Annotated in this window: 14 protein-coding genes and 1 pseudogene; 8 read left to right on the top strand and 7 right to left on the bottom strand. The window is 61.9% G+C overall.

All coding sequences use genetic code 11. The features are described from left to right. Nucleotides 1-249: 249 nt before the first annotated feature. From CQ12_RS29410 to CQ12_RS29420, 3 genes are all read right to left on the bottom strand, one after another. On the bottom strand, nt 250-840 hold the full coding sequence (locus tag CQ12_RS29410; protein ID WP_057838781.1) for a polysaccharide biosynthesis/export family protein: 591 nt from the start codon (nt 838-840) through the stop codon (nt 250-252). Nucleotides 841-990: 150 nt separating this feature from the next. Next, a complete protein-coding gene (locus CQ12_RS29415) occupies nt 991-1,725 on the bottom strand; it encodes a metallophosphoesterase family protein (protein WP_057838782.1) in 735 nt (244 codons plus the stop codon). A 63-nt stretch (nt 1,726-1,788) separates the two neighbouring features. Beyond that, complete coding sequence (locus tag CQ12_RS29420) at nt 1,789-2,019, bottom strand: hypothetical protein (protein WP_057838783.1); 231 nt, start codon at nt 2,017-2,019, stop codon at nt 1,789-1,791. Nucleotides 2,020-2,470: 451 nt separating this feature from the next. On the opposite strand from CQ12_RS29420, the gene CQ12_RS29425 reads away from it, so the two are divergent. The 5 genes from CQ12_RS29425 to CQ12_RS29445 all read left to right on the top strand — a co-directional run bounded on the left by CQ12_RS29425 (nt 2,471) and on the right by CQ12_RS29445 (nt 8,039). Next, entirely contained in the window at nt 2,471-3,235 is a 765-nt protein-coding gene (locus CQ12_RS29425) for a sugar transferase (protein ID WP_057838784.1), read from the top strand. Nucleotides 3,236-3,271: 36 nt separating this feature from the next. Continuing rightward, nucleotides 3,272-4,711 carry a mannose-1-phosphate guanylyltransferase/mannose-6-phosphate isomerase gene (locus CQ12_RS29430; RefSeq protein ID WP_057838785.1) on the top strand — a complete coding sequence of 480 codons (1,440 nt, stop codon included), beginning with the start codon at nt 3,272-3,274 and terminating at the stop codon, nt 4,709-4,711. A gap of 87 nt (nt 4,712-4,798) precedes the next feature. Next, on the top strand, nt 4,799-5,587 hold the full coding sequence (locus CQ12_RS29435; RefSeq protein ID WP_057838801.1) for an FkbM family methyltransferase: 789 nt from the start codon (nt 4,799-4,801) through the stop codon (nt 5,585-5,587). A 64-nt stretch (nt 5,588-5,651) separates the two neighbouring features. Continuing rightward, nucleotides 5,652-6,971 (top strand): UDP-glucose dehydrogenase family protein, encoded by a 1,320-nt coding sequence (locus CQ12_RS29440; protein WP_057838786.1) that lies wholly within the window; start codon nt 5,652-5,654, stop codon nt 6,969-6,971. A 51-nt stretch (nt 6,972-7,022) separates the two neighbouring features. Further along, on the top strand, nt 7,023-8,039 hold the full coding sequence (locus CQ12_RS29445) for an NAD-dependent epimerase (protein WP_057838802.1): 1,017 nt from the start codon (nt 7,023-7,025) through the stop codon (nt 8,037-8,039). Nucleotides 8,040-8,576: 537 nt separating this feature from the next. On the opposite strand, the pseudogene CQ12_RS29450 reads toward CQ12_RS29445, so the two are convergent. Next, a pseudogene (locus tag CQ12_RS29450) lies at nt 8,577-9,078 on the bottom strand (adenylate/guanylate cyclase domain-containing protein); the annotation flags it as partial. Between the two features lie 318 nt (nt 9,079-9,396). On the opposite strand from CQ12_RS29450, the gene CQ12_RS29455 reads away from it, so the two are divergent. Both CQ12_RS29455 and CQ12_RS29460 read left to right on the top strand, forming a co-directional pair. Continuing rightward, the gene (locus CQ12_RS29455; protein WP_057838787.1) at nt 9,397-10,203 is read left to right on the top strand and encodes a hypothetical protein; all 807 of its coding nucleotides are present in this window, start codon (nt 9,397-9,399) and stop codon (nt 10,201-10,203) included. An 88-nt stretch (nt 10,204-10,291) separates the two neighbouring features. Continuing rightward, complete coding sequence (locus tag CQ12_RS29460) at nt 10,292-11,326, top strand: glutathione S-transferase family protein (RefSeq protein ID WP_057838788.1); 1,035 nt, start codon at nt 10,292-10,294, stop codon at nt 11,324-11,326. Between the two features lie 16 nt (nt 11,327-11,342). On the opposite strand, the gene CQ12_RS29465 is transcribed toward CQ12_RS29460, so the two are convergent. The 3 genes from CQ12_RS29465 to CQ12_RS29475 all read right to left on the bottom strand — a co-directional run bounded on the left by CQ12_RS29465 (nt 11,343) and on the right by CQ12_RS29475 (nt 15,638). Then, nucleotides 11,343-12,431, bottom strand: coding sequence for a 2Fe-2S iron-sulfur cluster-binding protein (locus tag CQ12_RS29465; protein ID WP_063799836.1), 1,089 nt, complete (start codon nt 12,429-12,431; stop codon nt 11,343-11,345). Beyond that, a complete protein-coding gene (locus CQ12_RS29470; protein ID WP_057838789.1) occupies nt 12,432-14,300 on the bottom strand; it encodes an ethylbenzene dehydrogenase-related protein in 1,869 nt (622 codons plus the stop codon). Nucleotides 14,301-14,564: 264 nt separating this feature from the next. Continuing rightward, a complete protein-coding gene (locus CQ12_RS29475) occupies nt 14,565-15,638 on the bottom strand; it encodes a hypothetical protein (protein WP_198164284.1) in 1,074 nt (357 codons plus the stop codon). An 859-nt stretch (nt 15,639-16,497) separates the two neighbouring features. Between CQ12_RS29475 and CQ12_RS46805 the strand changes: the two genes are divergently transcribed. Then, on the top strand, nt 16,498-17,108 hold a 611-nt coding region (locus CQ12_RS46805), incomplete at its 3' end, for a type I secretion system permease/ATPase (protein WP_488226006.1).

Genomic DNA, 17,108 nt, shown 5'->3' on the forward strand with positions numbered 1-17,108 from the left:
GGCCCATCGCTCAAATAATGATCGTCGACTGCGCATAAGAACGGCAGGCCTCATACTCGGTACGCGGGCGCAAGGTTTTGAGTTGGTGAGATGGAAGTGATGCGCACGCCTGCAACGCGTCTTGCCGGAAAAGTTTCCCCGCGCTGCAAAATTTTTCGCAATCGCAAAAAATTCTGTGATGACAGCGCAACACGAACGCTGTCATCCGCTCGTGAGCGGCATTCACCTCATCTGTAGTTTCGTGGATTGCTAGAAGTAGCGCTCCGGAATTCGAATGTTGTCGCCCGGATAGACCGGAACGGGAGCATTAAGAGGATAAGTCTCTTCTGCGCCGGCGCCTGCGCGGCGTAGAAAGACCTTGTTCTCGTTGGCGCGGTAGGTGAATCCGCCGGCGCTCGCGACGGCATCCATCACCGTCAGACCATTGCGGTAAGGATACTCGCCGCTCTTCTTCACTTCGCCGAGAATGTAATACGGGCGATACTGCGCGATCTCGACGTTGACGCGCGGATCACGCACGATTCCTTTTGCGAGCGCGGATGCGATCGATTTTTCGAGCTGCCGCGTCGTCGCACCCGCAGCCTTGATATGGCCGGCGAGCGGAATCGAGACCTGACCGCTATTGCTGATTTCATACTCGCCGGTGATGTCAGGTTCTCCATACACCTTGAGCCTGATTCGGTCGTTCGGACCGAGAACGTAACTGTCCGCCGACGATGACAATGCGGATGGCGACGTTTGTGCTGAAGCTTGAACCGAAAGACCGGCACTGATGCCGGCGATCGCAAGGACGAAGAGAAGGGGAAGCGTCAGGCCGGCGCTGGACGACCGTTGCTGCATGGCTGCATCTCCATGAGTGCACGTAACAGCTTGCGATCATTGAGAAGCAAAAGCGGCGAAAGAATGTGAAGGCGAGAGTTCCGTCACATTTGGTGAACGAGTCACTTCGACATCATCGAGTGTGCAGCGATCACAAAGAGTGTGCAGCGATTACAAGAAGAGGATCGTCGATCCTTCGATCGCAACACACGTCAGAGTTCCCGTACGCCATGCAGCGGTGTCGATGTTGATTCGGTTCTGCCTGATATCCGGATGCGGCACCGGTGTATGACCGTGCACGACGAAGCGTTCGTGACTCTGTGTGGAGTCGAGGAACTCATCACGAATCCAAATCAGATCATTGGGATCCTGATGCTCGATCGGGACACCAGGACGAATGCCGGCGTGCACGAACAAGAAATCGCCGCAACTGAACTGATCGCGCAGGCATCGCATGACCAATTCGTGTGCACGAGGAAACGCGTCAACAAAGTGGCGATGCGGGTTGAAGGCCGTCTCATTCTCGTCGCGCAGTTCGACGCCGTATGATGCAAGCGTCTGCATTCCGCCCAATTGCAGCCAGTAGGGCAGAATCGTCGGGTCCTGCAGGAACCCTTCCATCACAGCTTCGTGGTTGCCTCGCAGACACACTGCACCATGGACAACAAGTCGCACCGCGAGCAGATCGAGCACCGTCCTGGAGTCCGATCCGCGGTCGACGTAATCGCCGAGATAGACTTCAACTGTGCGTGCGATCGGCCTGCGCCTTATATCGTCGTCGATTCGTGCGGTGATCTCGCTCAACAGATCGGCCCGGCCGTGGATGTCGCCGACCGCATAGATGCGTGTGCCGGCTGGCGCTGAAGCGGCTACGGAGCGCGAAGGTGCTGCCAATGGTCGGTGCATGATACAAGATGTCGATCATGGAACCAGGCGACGGTCAATCCACGACTCGGTGCGTCGATACGTCTAGAAGAAGATCAGACGAACAAGAACCGCGATCGTCACCCACGCAATCATGTTCCCGATGATGATGCGGTTTCTGAGTTTGCGGTCGGGCAACAGTCTGTCGTGTTGCACCAGCGCGCGGCTCTCCAGACGTTCGGCCATCATGGGCGCCTCCCCGGAACTGTTCCGCGAAGTGGACGGCTGGCGAATCGCTGCCGTCTCTGTTTCCTTCCGAAGCTTGGCAATCATCATGCGCCTCAATCACTGCCTTTCGACAGGCTGTGGCTGATCGCTTCAGCTTTCGATGAACAATCTCGTTCAAAATAACGACGTGACGGGCATTTGTTGCCCGCGCGGTAGCGCCGAGTGTGTTCAACTATATGTCCAGAACCGGACAATGGATTTTGTTCCGTGATTTTTGATTATGCATGGCAGCGTCAAACGACGCGCAGATCATTAACCAGGCAAATCGACTCTAAGCGTCTCCGAACAAACCGGAATATCGCGTCGCACAAACTTCATTAACGAGTCAGTTCCGCACGTCTGCGAAAGCGCTTTCGCGTTCTCGCCAAATTTCGTTCAAGATTCTGGAAAGTGTTAGCGACCGCGAAGTGCGGACATTCGCTGCTGCGAAATCGTCACGCTCGTTGTCGAGCAACTCGAGATGCTCGATCACAGTTTGGTTCCAGAAGAAAGGAGACGCATGGCCTCCATTGTGACAGCGAGCTTCGATCGGAACAACGTTACGCCGATTCGAAGAGAGCGAACTCAGATATCGGTCCGTCCTGTCGAATTTGCCGGCGGCAGTACGCATGGCGCGTATCGAGCGCGCCGGCGTTCGCGCAAGCGAGCGCGGATCGAACCGTCGTCCTCGATCGCAAAGCGGATCTTCGATATTGCGGCAGCAAGCGGCGCATTGCTGTTCTTTGCGCCGCTGTTGATTGCGATCGCCGTGGCGATCAAGGCGACGTCGCGGGGCCCGGTGCTGTTCTTTCAGTACCGCTACGGGTATCGCAACCGTCGTTTCAAGATCTACAAGTTCCGCACGATGCGCAACGACGCCGGCGATGTCCGCGGCGTAAAGCAGACCGTGCAGGGCGACGCGCGCGTGACGGCGGTTGGTAGAATTTTGCGAAAGACCAGCCTCGACGAAATTCCGCAACTCATCAACGTTCTCAAGGGCGATATGTCGCTGGTCGGGCCGCGGCCACATGTGCCGGGAATGCTGGCGGCTGATCTGCCTTACGAAGACCTCGTGCCCTACTATTTTCAGCGGCACACCGCGCGGCCGGGCATCACGGGGCTGGCGCAGGTCAGCGGCTGCAGGGGAAGCACGGCCGAGTTCGGGCCTGCGGTTTCGCGGATCGATTACGACCTCGATTACATCGAGCGGTGGTCGCTGCGCATGGACATCATGATCATCATCCGCACGATCCGTAAGGAATTCCTGTCGGGAAGCGGATTCTGATCATCCCTCACTCAAGAAACATCGAAGGACCATGCAATGGCGACGATCGAGCGGCGCGGCCGTATCGTACCCGTTCTCCTGTCAGGCGGCGCCGGCTCGCGGCTATGGCCGCTCTCGCGCGAAACCTACCCCAAGCAATTGCTCTCGCTGCTCGGCGAAAACACCCTGCTGCAGCAAACGGCGTTGCGGGTCGAGGATCGCGCGCTGTTTACCGATCCGATGGTGATCGCAAACGCCGAGCATCGCTTCGCGATCGGCGAGCAGTTGCGCGCCGTCGGCGTCGATCGTCCAACCATCGTGCTGGAACCGTTCGGCAGAAACACCGCGCCCGCGGTGGCGATTGCCGCATTGCTCGCCAGCGAATCCGATCCTGACGCTGTGATCCTGGCAATGCCGGTCGACCACTGGGTGAGTGACCACGCTGCGTTCCGCGCCGCCATCTCGACAGGCATTGCCGCCGCGCGTTACGGCCGCTTCGTCCTGTTCGGCGTTCGGCCGTCGTCGGCGGCGACCGGGTTCGGCTATATCCGGATGGGCGATGAGCTGGATGCCGCGTCCCCCATTCGTAGCGTCGCCGGCTTTGTCGAGAAACCCGACCTGGTGACGGTCGAGCGCCTGCTGGCGTGCGACGAACATGTCTGGAACAGCGGGATATTTCTGCTGCCGGCGCGTCGGTTCATCGACGAATTGGCGCAGCGCGCGCCGGAAGTCCTGGCCGCCTGCCGTAAGGCGCTGACGGGCGCCACCCGCGACCTCGATTTTCTTCGCCTCGACGAGCGCGCCTTCGAGGCCTGCCCGGCGATCTCGATCGACTACGCGATCATGGAAAAGACCGAAAACGCGGTGGTCGTTCCCGCCACGTTCGACTGGAGCGATGTCGGCAGCTGGTCGGCGCTGTGGTCGATGGCCGATAAGGATCAATCAGGCAACGTCGTCATCGGCGACGCAGTCGTCGAGGATGCATCGGGTTGCTATGTCCGTGGTGACGGACAACTGGTCGCGGCGCTCGGCGTCGAGGATCTCGTCATTGCCACTTCGCCTGATGTGGTGCTGGTGACCAGCCGCAAGCGCGATCAGGATGTCGGAAAACTGGTCGAGCGCCTGAAGGCAAACGGCCATCGTTCGGCGACGCAGACCCACAGCGTCCATCGTCCCTGGGGCTACTATCAGTCGATCCACGCCGGCGAGCGGTTTCAGGTCAAGCGCATCACCGTCAATCCCGGCGCCAAGCTGTCGCTGCAGAAACATTATCACCGTGCCGAACACTGGGTCGTGGTGAACGGCACCGCGATCGTCACGCGCGACGACGAAGAGATTCTGCTGCGCGAGAACGAGTCGATCTTCGTTCCCCTGGGATGCATGCATCGGCTGGAGAATCCCGGAAAGGTTCCGCTCAATCTGATCGAGGTCCAGTCGGGCGCCTATCTCGGCGAGGACGACATCGTTCGCGTGCAGGATATCTATGATCGCGTCTGAGGCGCGGCCGGATGAGAGGCAACATCCGCATCGGGGACGGCGCGCGCCGCAGCACAGGGTATGCGCGCGACACCAAAGGAGGCGGCCATGAGTGCAAAACAGCAAGTGAAGGAGCTGGTGAAGGACGCGTTTCCCTCGATCTGGCTGCAGTGGCATTTCATGAAGCGCCCGAAATCGGCGGAGCGGGAACTGTCCTATCTCGAAAAAGTGATCCCCGATGACGCGGTGACGGTCGACGTCGGCGCGAATTGCGGCCTCTACACAAGGCGGCTGGCGCGCCTTTCCCGGCAGGTCCATGCCTTCGAGCCCTCGCAGGAAATGGCGAGGCTGTTGCGTCGGACCTCGGCGCGGAACGTCAGTGTCCACGAGATTGCGCTGTCGGACCATGACGGCGATGCCGAATTGTTCATTCCGCAAGGCGAAGACGGCCTGGTCTATGGCCTTGCCTCGCTGGAAACGCGAGCTGAGCCATCGGCCAGAATGGTCTCCGCCCAGGTGCCGATCGCGCGGCTCGACGCGGTGATCAATCAGGACGTGGCGTTCGTGAAAATCGACGTCGAAGGCCACGAGTTGAACGTCCTCAACGGCGCCGTCGAACTCCTGGACCGGTGCCAGCCGGTATTCTTGGTGGAGGCGGAGGACCGCCATCGTGCCGCGGCGACGCGCTCGGTGTTCGAGTTCTTTCGCAGCAGGTCCTATCGGGGATTCTTCCTGAAGGACAATGAAGTGATTGACGTCGAGGCGTTCGATCCTGGAACGCTTCAGGATGCCGATGCGTTACGGCCGGATGGCGGTCGCAAGGACGGTCAGTTCTACGTCAACAACTTCTTTTTCTTTCCCCGCCATCTCGACGGCGAATCGATATTGAGCAGCTAGCTCCTCGTTTCGCCTATCCCGCCGGCGCGGCCTTGGCCGCGTAGCTGTTCAGACAGGAATCCTAATGCATATAGCAATGATCGGCGCCGGCTATGTCGGGCTGGTGTCAGGCGCGTGTTTCTCCGATTTTGGGCATCAGGTCGTCTGTATTGATAGCAACGCGGAGAAAGTTGCAAGCCTCAACAACGGAGAGATGCCGATCCATGAGCCCGGGCTTGCCGAGCTGGTGGCGCGAAATGTCGACCAGGGCCGCCTGTCGTTCGCGAGCGATCTGAAATCCGCGGTCAACGAAGCAGAAGTGGTATTCATCGCGGTCGGCACGCCGTCGCGCCGTGGCGACGGCCATGCCGATTTGTCCTATGTCTACACGGCAGCGCGCGAGATTGCGGGCGCTCTTCCCGATCGGGCGGTGGTGGTCACCAAGTCGACGGTTCCGGTTGGAACGGGTGACGAGGTTGAGCGCATCATCCGCGAAGAGAATCCGGCCGCTAGCGTTGCCGTCGTCTCCAATCCCGAATTCCTGCGTGAAGGGGCGGCGATCCGCGATTTCAAGCATCCCGACCGGATCGTCATCGGAACGGATGATGCGCGCGCCCGCAGCGTGATGGGCGAGGTGTACCGGCCGCTCCACCTCAACGCTTCCCCGATCCTCTATACCGACCGCCGCACCGCGGAGCTGACGAAGTATGCCGCCAACTCCTTTCTCGCCACCAAGATCGCCTTCATCAATGAGATCGCGGATCTCGCCGAAAAGGTGGGCGCCAATGTGCAGGAAGTCGCGCGCGGGATCGGTCTCGACAATCGGATCGGCCAGAAATTCCTGCATGCCGGGCCGGGCTTCGGCGGCTCCTGCTTTCCAAAGGACGCAATGGCGCTGATCAAGACCGGTCAGGACAATGAATCGCCGCTGCGCATCGTGGAGACGGTGGTTGCCGTCAACGACCAGCGCAAGCGGGCGATGGCGCGCAAGGTTGCAGGCGCGTTCGGCGGCAACATCCGCGGCAAATCGATCGCGGTGCTCGGCGTCACCTTCAAGCCCGAGACCGACGACATGCGCGACGCGCCGTCGATCCCATTGATCACGGCGCTGCAAGACATGGGCGCTGAGGTGCGCGTGTTCGATCCGGTCGGCATGGAGCAGGCAAAGAAGGTGTTTGAGAACGTCACCTTCTGCGACAGCGCCTACCGCTGCGCCAAAGGGTGCCACGCGCTCGTCATCGTCACGGAATGGGAGCAATTCCGGGCGCTGGACCTCAGGGAGCTGGCCGCCATGATGGCCTGTCCCGTCATCGTCGATCTGCGCAACATCTACTCTCCGGAGGAAGTGGAGCGGAACGGCTTTCTGTATTGCGGCGTAGGGCGGCCGAAATCGGTAGCGTACTGAAGGACACGAGCCGTCATGGCATCGGCTGACTAGGGATACACGCATATGATGATTGCGGATCAGGCAATTCTGGTAACGGGGGCTGCGGGATTCATCGGATTCCACGTGGCGCAGCGGTTGCTGCAGTCCGGCCACCGCGTGGTCGGGATCGACAACCTCAATTCATACTACGATCCGCAACTGAAGGCGGCCCGGCTCGCGATCCTCCGCAGCGATCCGCGCTTTCAGTTCGAAGAGCTCGATGTGGCGGATCGCGTGGCGATACCGGCGCTGTTCGCGCGCCATCGGTTTCCCGTCGTCATTCATCTGGCTGCGCAGGCGGGCGTGCGGTACTCGCTGAAGGATCCGCATGCCTATGTCGACGCCAATCTGGTCGGCTTCACCAATGTGCTGGAGGGATGCCGGCACAATGGCTGCCGTCATCTGCTGTTCGCGTCCTCCTCATCCGTCTACGGCGCCAACAGGAAGCTGCCGTTCTCGGTACATGACAACGTTGATCATCCGATCAGCCTCTACGCCGCGAGCAAGAAGGCCAACGAGCTGATGGCTCATTCATACAGCCATCTCTACCGTATTCCATGCACCGGCCTGCGGTTCTTCACGGTGTACGGCCCGTGGTATCGGCCCGACATGGCGCTGTTCGTATTTGCGGACGCGATCGTCCGCGGCGATCCCGTCAAGTTGTTCAACGGCGGGCGGATGCTTCGCGACTTCACCTATATCGACGATGTAACGGAAGCGCTGGTTCGCTTGATCGATCGCGCACCGCAAGGCGGGCAGATCGGCCTCGGCGGGGCCCTGGACCCGGGATCGAGCGCCGCGCCCTGGCGGATCTATAATGTCGGCAACAACAAGCCGCAGCAATTGCTGCATGTGCTCGATGTCCTCGAACAGGAGCTTGGGCGCAAGGCCAACAAGGAATTGCTGCCGATGCAGCCCGGCGACGTGCCGACGACCTATGCCGATGTCGATGACCTCGTGCGTGATGTCGGCTTTCGCCCGGCGACGCCGATCGAGGACGGCATCCAGAAGTTCGCGGCCTGGTACCGCGGCTATCGCGCGGCTTAGAGCATGATGCTGAAGGCCTGAACCAGTGTGATCTGTCACCTTAGGCATATGCGCAAGTGCAACGGCGCGCTCAAGCACCTGGCGAGATTTTGGCAGAGCCGTTGGACGGAAACGGAGGCGAGCGTCGATCTCAATCAAGATCGCCTTTCATGCACGCGGCGATAAAAGCCGTCTTTCCGGGCGTCTCGTTGTTACCCCAGCCGCGTTGAGCTGCAAGATCCTTGCAGGATTGAAAGGAACGCTTTGTGACTTCCGATTCGTTTTTGGTCGAACTGGTGCGACGGATGGCTGGGGCAGGCGTTGGCGATGCTGGAGGTGATGACGATATCGGAGGTTGTGTCGTCGATACCGGCGGCAATGCCGCGGCAGCAGTTGAGTTCGGCAAAGCGCCGCCGTCGGGCCTCTGGGTTGCAAGAAGGAAAGCAAAGACTGCAGTGCATAGCGTGAAGGCGCCAATGAGGGCGACCGAAAGCCACCTGGCTGATCTTGTTTTTGCCGGCCGCGGCGCTCCATAAGCGTGGCCATCGTCCCATGTTGGTACGATATAGGCATGAACGGGCTCCGGAATATTCTTCACCTTCCGCGCGCCGATGTCGATAAATCGCGTGGACAGCTTGTTGGCGACCTGCTCGTGCACCGCGCGTGAAATACAGATGCCGCCAACTTCCGCCAGGCCCTCAAGGCGAGCGGCGATATTGACGCCATCGCCGAGCAGATCGCCCTCGCGCTCAACCACGTCGCCGATGCCAATGCCGATGCGATAGCTCATCTGCCGGCTGCCCGGATAAGCAAGATTCCGCGTGCGCAGGCTTTCCTGGATATCGATGGCGCAGCGTACCGCTTCGACTGCGCTGGAGAATTCTGCAAGAAGCGCATCACCTGCGGTATTGAAAATGCGGCCGCCTCCCGTCGCAATGAGGTCGTCGGTGGTGGATCGACAGGACGCCAATCGCCGCAGCGTCTCTTCTTCGTCATCGGCGACCAACCTGCCGTAGTCGGCAATGTGGGCTACCAGAATTGCGGCGAGCTTGCGCCTCATGAAGATGGCATCCCGAACAAAATCGGTCGCAGCAGAATGCTCCCAGGTTAGGACAACCGGGATATGACGGCGGTGCCGGCGCAAATAACTCGCGGAACCCGTCAATCCGGTTGGCGTCACGCGAAGCCTATCCGCCGTCCATCCAGGCCGCAATACCGAACCCTCCCGTAAGCTACCCGAAATGCTGCGGTTTTTGCCCGATCGCATCGCGCGCGGCGAAGCGTACGACAGCGGCAGGGCGGCGATTTGCCCCTCCCTGGCTGGCCGTTGGTCGATCGCTTCATTTGCGTTACCACTCCATCAGATGGGAGTACGCCGATGCCGCTATGGACCTGCGAACAATGTGGCGCCCAGTTTCCCGAAACTGCTGAGCCGCCGGCCGCTTGCCCCGTCTGCGAGGATGAGCGGCAGTATGTGAACTGGAACGGCCAGACGTGGATCGCTCGCGAGAAACTGGCGCAACGCTACAAGCTCGTCTGGCGTGACGATCTCGGCATTCCCGGGATCAGCATGCAGCCGGGTTTCGCGATCGGGCAGCGCGCGCTGCTGGTGCCCGAGGCCGATGGCTGCGTGATGTGGGATTGCGTGCCGCTGGCTACAGGGGAGGGCATCGATTACGTTCGTTCGCTCGGCGGGCTTAAGGCGATCGCCGTCTCGCATCCGCATTACTATGGCGCGGTCGCCGACTGGAGCGAGGCGTTCGGCGGCGTGCCTGTCTACCTGCATGGCGACGATCGCGCCTTCGTCACGCGGCCGCATTCCGCCATCGTGCCATGGACCGGCGACAGCCATCGGATTTCGGACGACATCCTGCTGGTGCGAACCGGCGGACATTTCGCCGGCGGCACGATCCTGCACTGGCGCGCGGGCGCGCAAGGGAAGGGCGCGCTGCTCACCGGCGACGTCGCGATGGTGGCGATGGACCGCCGCTCCCTCAGCTTCATGTACAGCTATCCGAACTACATTCCGCTCAATGCCACAGCGGTGCATCGTATTGCGCGCGCGGTCGAGCCGCTGGCGTTCGATCGCATCTATGGCGCATGGTGGGGCCGCAACATCGAAGCCAATGCCAAGGCGGCGTTCGAAATGTCCGTCCGACGGTATATTGCAGCCATCTCTGGCTGAGGCAGCCCGGTCAACCCCATCCTTATGGCTTCTCCGCCCGTGGCATTGTTGGCAGTATCGATGCCGAACAAGAAAAGGGGGAAGCACGATGACATCGCAGCCTTTGCTTTTGCTGGGAGCGCCCGGTTCGCCCTATACGCGCAAGATGCTGGCGGCGCTGCGCTATCGCCGCATTCCCTATCGTCTTCTGGTCGGCTCGCACCGTACGCCGACCGATCTGCCCAAGCCAATACCGCAACTGCTTCCGACGTTCTATTTCACCAAAGCCGACGGCTCGGTCGAAGCGGTCGTCGATTCGACGCCGCTATTGCGTCGCTTCGAGCGCGACTATCCAGATCGCAAGCTTATCCCGTCAGACCCGGCGATCGCCTTTCTCGATTATCTGCTCGAGGACTTTGCCGACGAATGGCTCACCAAGGCGATGTTTCACTATCGCTGGCATTTTCCTCAAGATGCGGACCAGGCCGGGGAAATCTTGCCGCGCTGGTCGGTGAAGCCGATGACCGAAGCTGTGCTTGCGCCGATGAAGGCCTTCATCAAGGATCGGCAGATCTCGCGCCTCTACGTGGTCGGCTCGAACGACATCACCGCGCCCGTCATCGAGGCGAGCTTTCGTCGCTATCTCGGCGCCATGAAGCGCCATCTGGAATATCAGCCGTTCCTGATGGGCGCGCGGCCGGGCACGTCGGATTTCGCTGCCTACGGTCAGTTGACGCAACTGACGCGGTTCGATCCGACGCCGACGGCGATTACGCTCGCAGAGGCGCCGCGCCTGTTTGCCTGGACCGAAGTGCTGGAAGATCTCTCCGGCGTCGAACCCACCGAGTCCGACTGGATTTCGCGCGACAATATTCCAGCGACGCTCAAGGACCTGTTCGTCGAAATGGGCCGGGTCTATGTCCCGGTGATGCTGGCAAATGCCAAAGCAGTCATGCAGGGCGCGAAAACGGTCGAGACCGAAGTGGACGGCCTGCCATGGGTGCAGGAGCCGTTCCCCTATCAGGCCAAGTGTATCAAGTGGATCGGCGAGGAATACGCCAGGCTCGACGGCGATGCACGGCAAGCGGTGTCGTCGATCATCGCCGGTACGGGATGCGAGAGGCTGCTGTCTCCCGCAGCGTGATTTCTGGCGCGGCCGGCTAGCGGTTGCCGGCTCCGACCGCGGCCACACCGCGTGGCATTGGCGCTGCCCGTTGCGCCGGTTGCAGCGGGACAGATCCGCTCTTGGGCTCGCTGAGCCAGCCGGTGAGGCGCGACATCAGGCCTGCCTGTTCCACCGTCCGCGCCTCCTGCACGAACGGATCGGTGTAGCATCGGGCGCCCGCGGCCTTGGCCATCCGCGCCACTGCATCGGTCATCGCCGGAGCGCCCGCGGTATAGACCACGTCATCAGGCGTCAGCTTTGGCAGATGATCGGTCGGCCGGCCGCTTTGAATGGCGTGTGAGATTTTCTGCGGCTCCGACACCATCGGAAGCAGCGTGACGTTGGGAAACAGCGCCAGCCGGCACAGCGCCGCGTGCATGTAGAGCGAGCGGATGCTGCGGGCCTGCACGATGAAGACCATTTCGCGCTGCGGCTGCTCCATGATCGCAGCAACCGCGACCGACCACATCGGGGCAAAACCGGTGCCGCTGGCGACGAGAACGATACGGCCGGCATGGCCTTTCCTGAAGAAGGCGCGGCCATAGGGTCCCGTCAACTTGACGCGGTGCCCTGGGCGGATTTCGTGGCCGAGCGCCGAGGACACCTGCCCGTCCGTGACCTTCCGGATGTGAAAGTGCAGCAGGTGATCGTGAGGAGGACCTTCCAGCGGAAAGGTCGGGCTGTAGGACCTTGCCGGGAATCCCTGAAACTGCAGCTTGCAATACTGGCCGGGAAGATAGTCGAGCGGCTTCGGCAACTCGATGTCGACGCCCACCACGTCGGGGGCGAGTTGAACGGTCTGCACCACTTCCGCCGACAGCGCCACCGGTTCGGGCGCCGCCTCGATCGCAATCTCGAGATCGGAGACGATTCGGGCCTGGCAGGCGTGAATCATATCGTCGCCCGGGCTATGGCCGCCGAACACCTGGCCGTCGACCTTTCGCACGCGGCAGGCGCCGCAGATTCCGGACCGGCAATCGTGCGGAAGATCGACGCCGTTCATCAACGCCCAATCGAGCAGGAGCTCGCCGCAATTCGCCAGAAACGGCTCGTTGTTGATCGTGACCTTGCAAATCTTTGGCATTTATTCCACCTCGATGCGAATTGGCCGGACGTGCCTGGTATGTCTGATCTGGCTGTGGTCGAACGCGGCAACCCGCATGAAGACGCCGCTTCTGATCGGCACGTCGAATTGACTTGTGGTGTCGAGCCGGCGCTTCACCTCGAGCGCCCAATGGCCTGAGGCCCAGCGGGCCGCGGATCTGATGTCGGCGCGGTCGCCTAAAAATTCGCCGTTCAGGATGACGCCCGGGATCACGGTCCCCGTCGGGATGCGGGCGTCGACGCTGATTGAATAGGGCACCGAATCCTGCTCGGTCATGAACCAGCGTGCGCCGTCGCTCTCGCCATGATTGGGGTCGAGGTCAATGTCACCCATCGCGGCGGTCGTGTCGGCGATTGCCTTGGGCAGGCGCAGCGGGGCGATCAGGCGGCTGCGGCGCGGACCGCCGGCGGTGTCGGCTTCGACGGTGAAATTGTCGCGGTAGTTTGCCGTTCCCGGGTCCGGCGCGAAGCCGCCTTTGTAGGGAACGATATTCGCCGCCTGCATCGGGGTCGGCTCGACAGGCGGTCCGAAATGGGCATCGTCCATCCATCCGCTGGCGCCGCCGCTCGTAGCCTTCCATTGCCATACGTCGGCATAGCCGGACGCCGTGTAATGCAGGCCGCGGCCGCTCATGGTGGCGGGCGCGCCGGCGACCGGCTGCGGCCCGGGATGAAAGGTTCGGCCGCCCGCCAGCGTGACATCCGACGTGGTCAGCAGCACCGAAAACTTGTCTTCGTTGTACTGATGCTCGTCGCCGATCTGAAAGCCGGAATGCAGCAGATGCCAGCCATCGCCATGCTTGACGAGCGGCAGATGCTTCAGCGAGCGCGTCGAATCTTCCCAGGTAAAGAGGAAATAGGCATAGGTGCCGTCATGCACCGCGCGGATCTCGATTCTGGTTTCGCCCTTGCCGTCGAAATTTCCGCCTTCTCCGGTCAACAGCGAGAATGGCTTGACGCCGCGCCAGGCGCGATCGGACGTGTCGCCGTCGAGGGTCGGTGCATCAGCGGGATTGATGCGGCGGATGTGCACGCCATCCACCGCCAGCCGATCGGTCGCGACGAGCAACGAAGCGCCGGTGATGGCAGCGGCGACCGCGACGACGAACGCGTTGGCCTGCAGTGTCGGATTTCGCGATCTCGGCGTTCGCGGCGCCGGATCACTCGTTTGATCGCGTCGCGCGTCGGCTCGCGGCGCCAATGGATGGGATGAAACCTCGGGCGGCGCGTCCGCCTTTTCGGATTCCGGCAAGCGCGCCGATTGCTCGGCCAGCATCCCCAGGAGCTCGACGGCATCGAGCCGCGGCGGCGGCGCAGGCAGCGGGGCAGGACGAAAGATGCGCAGCAGTTGTGAAACGCCGCCGCTCATGTACTGGGTCAGGACATGAAGGGCGACAAAGGCGAGGATCACCCAGGTCCCCACCCAATGCAGCATCGCCACGTCGTAGCCGGAGTAGAAACCGAAATAGAGCAGGCCGCCGCTGACCAGAAGTCCGGCCATCGTGACGAAGAAAATCCAGTACATCAGGGCGATCACGGCGCTCAACCTGGCCTGCCCGCGACCAAACAGGCCGCGCAGCCGAACCCTGTCGAGCTGAACGCGGCGCCCGAGGCCGGAGCGGACCATGTAGACGATGTAGCCAATTGCCACGGCGACCAGGACGACGGCCGCCTGCATATGGGCGATCCATACGCTGTCGCGCGGCAGCACGGCATCGAACCAGTTGATCCAGGTCCGGTCGGGCGTTTCCGTCGCAATGCGCAGACCGGTGACGAGCGCAACGGCGAATGCTGCCACGAACGTCCAGTGCAGAATAATGGTCCCATAATCCGTCTTACGCTGCCTCACGCATACGCCCCGCTACTTCACTTCCGGGCAGCGATCGTGGCGCCGAATCCAATCACCCGCCGATGTCGCTGCCATTACCCATGATGGTGCTCAAGCCGTTGTTGAGACCATCTTCCAAGATCGTTCGTTAGCGGGCATCGGCCGGTGAAGAGCTCTTTTGTGCCCGCCGCGTGAGCCGAACCGGCGAACGCGCTTCTTGATTTGATCTGTCGGCCTCCAGCCTCCCCGGATCATCGGGGGAGCTGGAGGCCGCGCCGCGCGCCGCTATCCCCACGTGGAATGTAAATGATGTGCCAATTCCGGCATGCCCGATTGGCCAAGGTCTTCGCCCCCGATCGTGACGTCGGCGGCTGCAAGCGTCACCGCTTCGATGCTGATGGTGGGGGCCACGACGTTGCCGGCGACTTCGGCCGCGTTGCCCTGCATCTGGTTTACAGCCGCCGTGACGAGGGTCGCGTTGCCGGTCTGCAATCCCTTTATTATCGCTTCTATCTCGGCGCCGAGCATGCTGCCCTGGTGCGCGTCGAAATCGGTGACGCCCTTTTCGAATGCCCTGAGATCGCCGATCAGCGTGGCGACGGCTTCGGCGTCCTGGCTGCCCGCGAGCTCGATCGCCTGCTTTCCAAGTGAGTTGGACTGCGCAATGAAGTTGGCGACGACCACCGTCTGCACGTCGTTGTCGAGAACATTCGGAGCGGGTGGGGTGGCATCCGCAAGCGGCGAGAAGCCGCTGACGCCGCCCTGCGTCGCCATGTCAGCCAGCTTGGCGTCGCCCTGAACGATGTCGATGATGTCGAGGATGTTGTCGGCGCTGGCCTGTGCCGCAATGGGACTGATCGTGGGGTCGTTGATATAGACGAGCTCGAGCTGGAGTTGCTGGACGATCGCGTCGGCGTGGACGCCGGTCAGCCCCTCGAACAATTCCGGGCTGGCGGTCATCAGCGCCTGCATGTCGGCTATCACGGCGTTGATGTCATCGGTGATCTCTGCTCGGTTGCCATCATTGACCCCGCCAAGGATCTGACTGGCCACGTTGTCGAACATCTCGCCGATCTCTGCGAGATTGGGGGGCCCGTCGGCCGCCGGAGGGGCGGCCGGCGTGGCCGGCGCCGGATTCGCCAGCACGGGATCGGCGCTGACGGCGTTGATCATGCTGAGCTGGCTGACGCGAAGCGTTTGTTCTGCCGCGGCGGCGTTACCGGGCGAGCCTGCCACGCTCACTGTGGCGTTGGCCGCCGAAATGGCGCTGGTGAGGTCGGACAGGACCGCCTGAACATGGCCGAGCGCGGCCCCGGAAAACTGCCCTGTATTGAGTTCGGCCAGCAGATTGTTCTGCACCGCGGTGAGATTGTTGGTGTGGAGGGCAATGCTGCTACCTCCCTGACCGACGTCGTCGGTGGCGTTCAGCCGCGGGGCATCCATCGGCTGTCGAGCCATGCCGTTGAAGGTGGCGCTGAGGTCCGAAATGCTCGAGCCGACCGGTCGCGCCATGGTCTGGTTGGGCGACGGCGTTTCCTCTGGAAGCGTCGGCGACGGAGGAGCGACTGGCGGACTGGCGACGTCATCGATCGGGCGATCGAAATCAACGTCGGGTTGAGGTCCTTCGAAGCGAGCCATTGTTGGTCCCCTGTCGTCCAGTCGAATTAAAGACGTATGCGCAGGCACTCGCCAGGGAGCAGGATGTGCGCACGGTGAAGGATCGTTGAGCTTCGTGGCGTCATTCGGCCGACACGGCGACCAATGAGCGCCGAAGCAAGGTTATAGACGGACGAATCCATGACGCGCATCGCGCCGAAAGACGGCGAAGCAGGCGCGCATGAGACGAGGATAAAGCAGCGCTTTCTGCGCCTGATTCGACAGTTCGAGATGTCGGCGCGTCCGTGCCGCAATCCTGTTGGCCGGCGTGCGCGCCGCAGGGGCGCCGAGAAGCCTTTGCCATCGTTCTACCCACGCACGAACTCGAACTATCGGTGTTCGTCGCATTCTCGCCGAAAAATGGACCGCATCGCGCGTCAAGGAGACGGGCAGGGAGGCCCGGCGGTTGCGCGGGTCGAAGGGCAGTTCAATGAGTATCGCTCAGGGTCAGGCACAGGACCGAGTGCGGGCAGCGCCTGCGCCCCGCGCCGTTTCCGGTCTGTTGTCGAAGCTGGCCGGAGACGATCCCGTCACCAGCGCGCTGCGTGCCAGCGCGCGCCGCATGATCGGCGTCGCCGTATTCAGCGGTGTCATCAACATCCTGATGCTGTCGGGCTCACTCTATATGCTGCAGGTCTACGATCGGGTGATTCCGAGCCGTAACCTCGCGACCCTGTTCGGCCTGTCGTTGATGGTGCTGTTCGCCTATCTGGTGCAGGGATATTTCGACGCGATGCGGTCGCGGATGCTGAGCCGGATCGCAACGCTGTTCGATGCCGGCCTGCAGGGCTCGATCCACTCGGCGCTCGCCACGCTGCCGCTGCGCGGGGTGAAGCCGGTGCTGATGCAGCAGCCGTTGCGCGATCTCGATCAGGTGCGCACCTTCATGTCAGGCATGGGACCGACCGCATTCCTGGACATGCCGTGGATTCCGCTGTTTCTGATCGGGCTGTTTCTGTTTCACCCGCTGATCGGCTTCACGGCGCTGCTTGGCACCGTAGCCATCATTGCCATGACATTAGTGACCGAACGGATCTCGCGCGGGGCGACCAAGGCGGCGATGGACATGAACGCGCAGCGGCAGGTGCTGGCGGATGCGACCCAGCGCAACGCGGAAATCGTCCGGGCGCTCGGCATGACGGATCGTTTGACGGCGCGCTGGGCGCAAGCCAA

This window comes from Bradyrhizobium jicamae, from assembly GCF_001440395.1.
Lineage (GTDB): Bacteria > Pseudomonadota > Alphaproteobacteria > Rhizobiales > Xanthobacteraceae > Bradyrhizobium > Bradyrhizobium jicamae.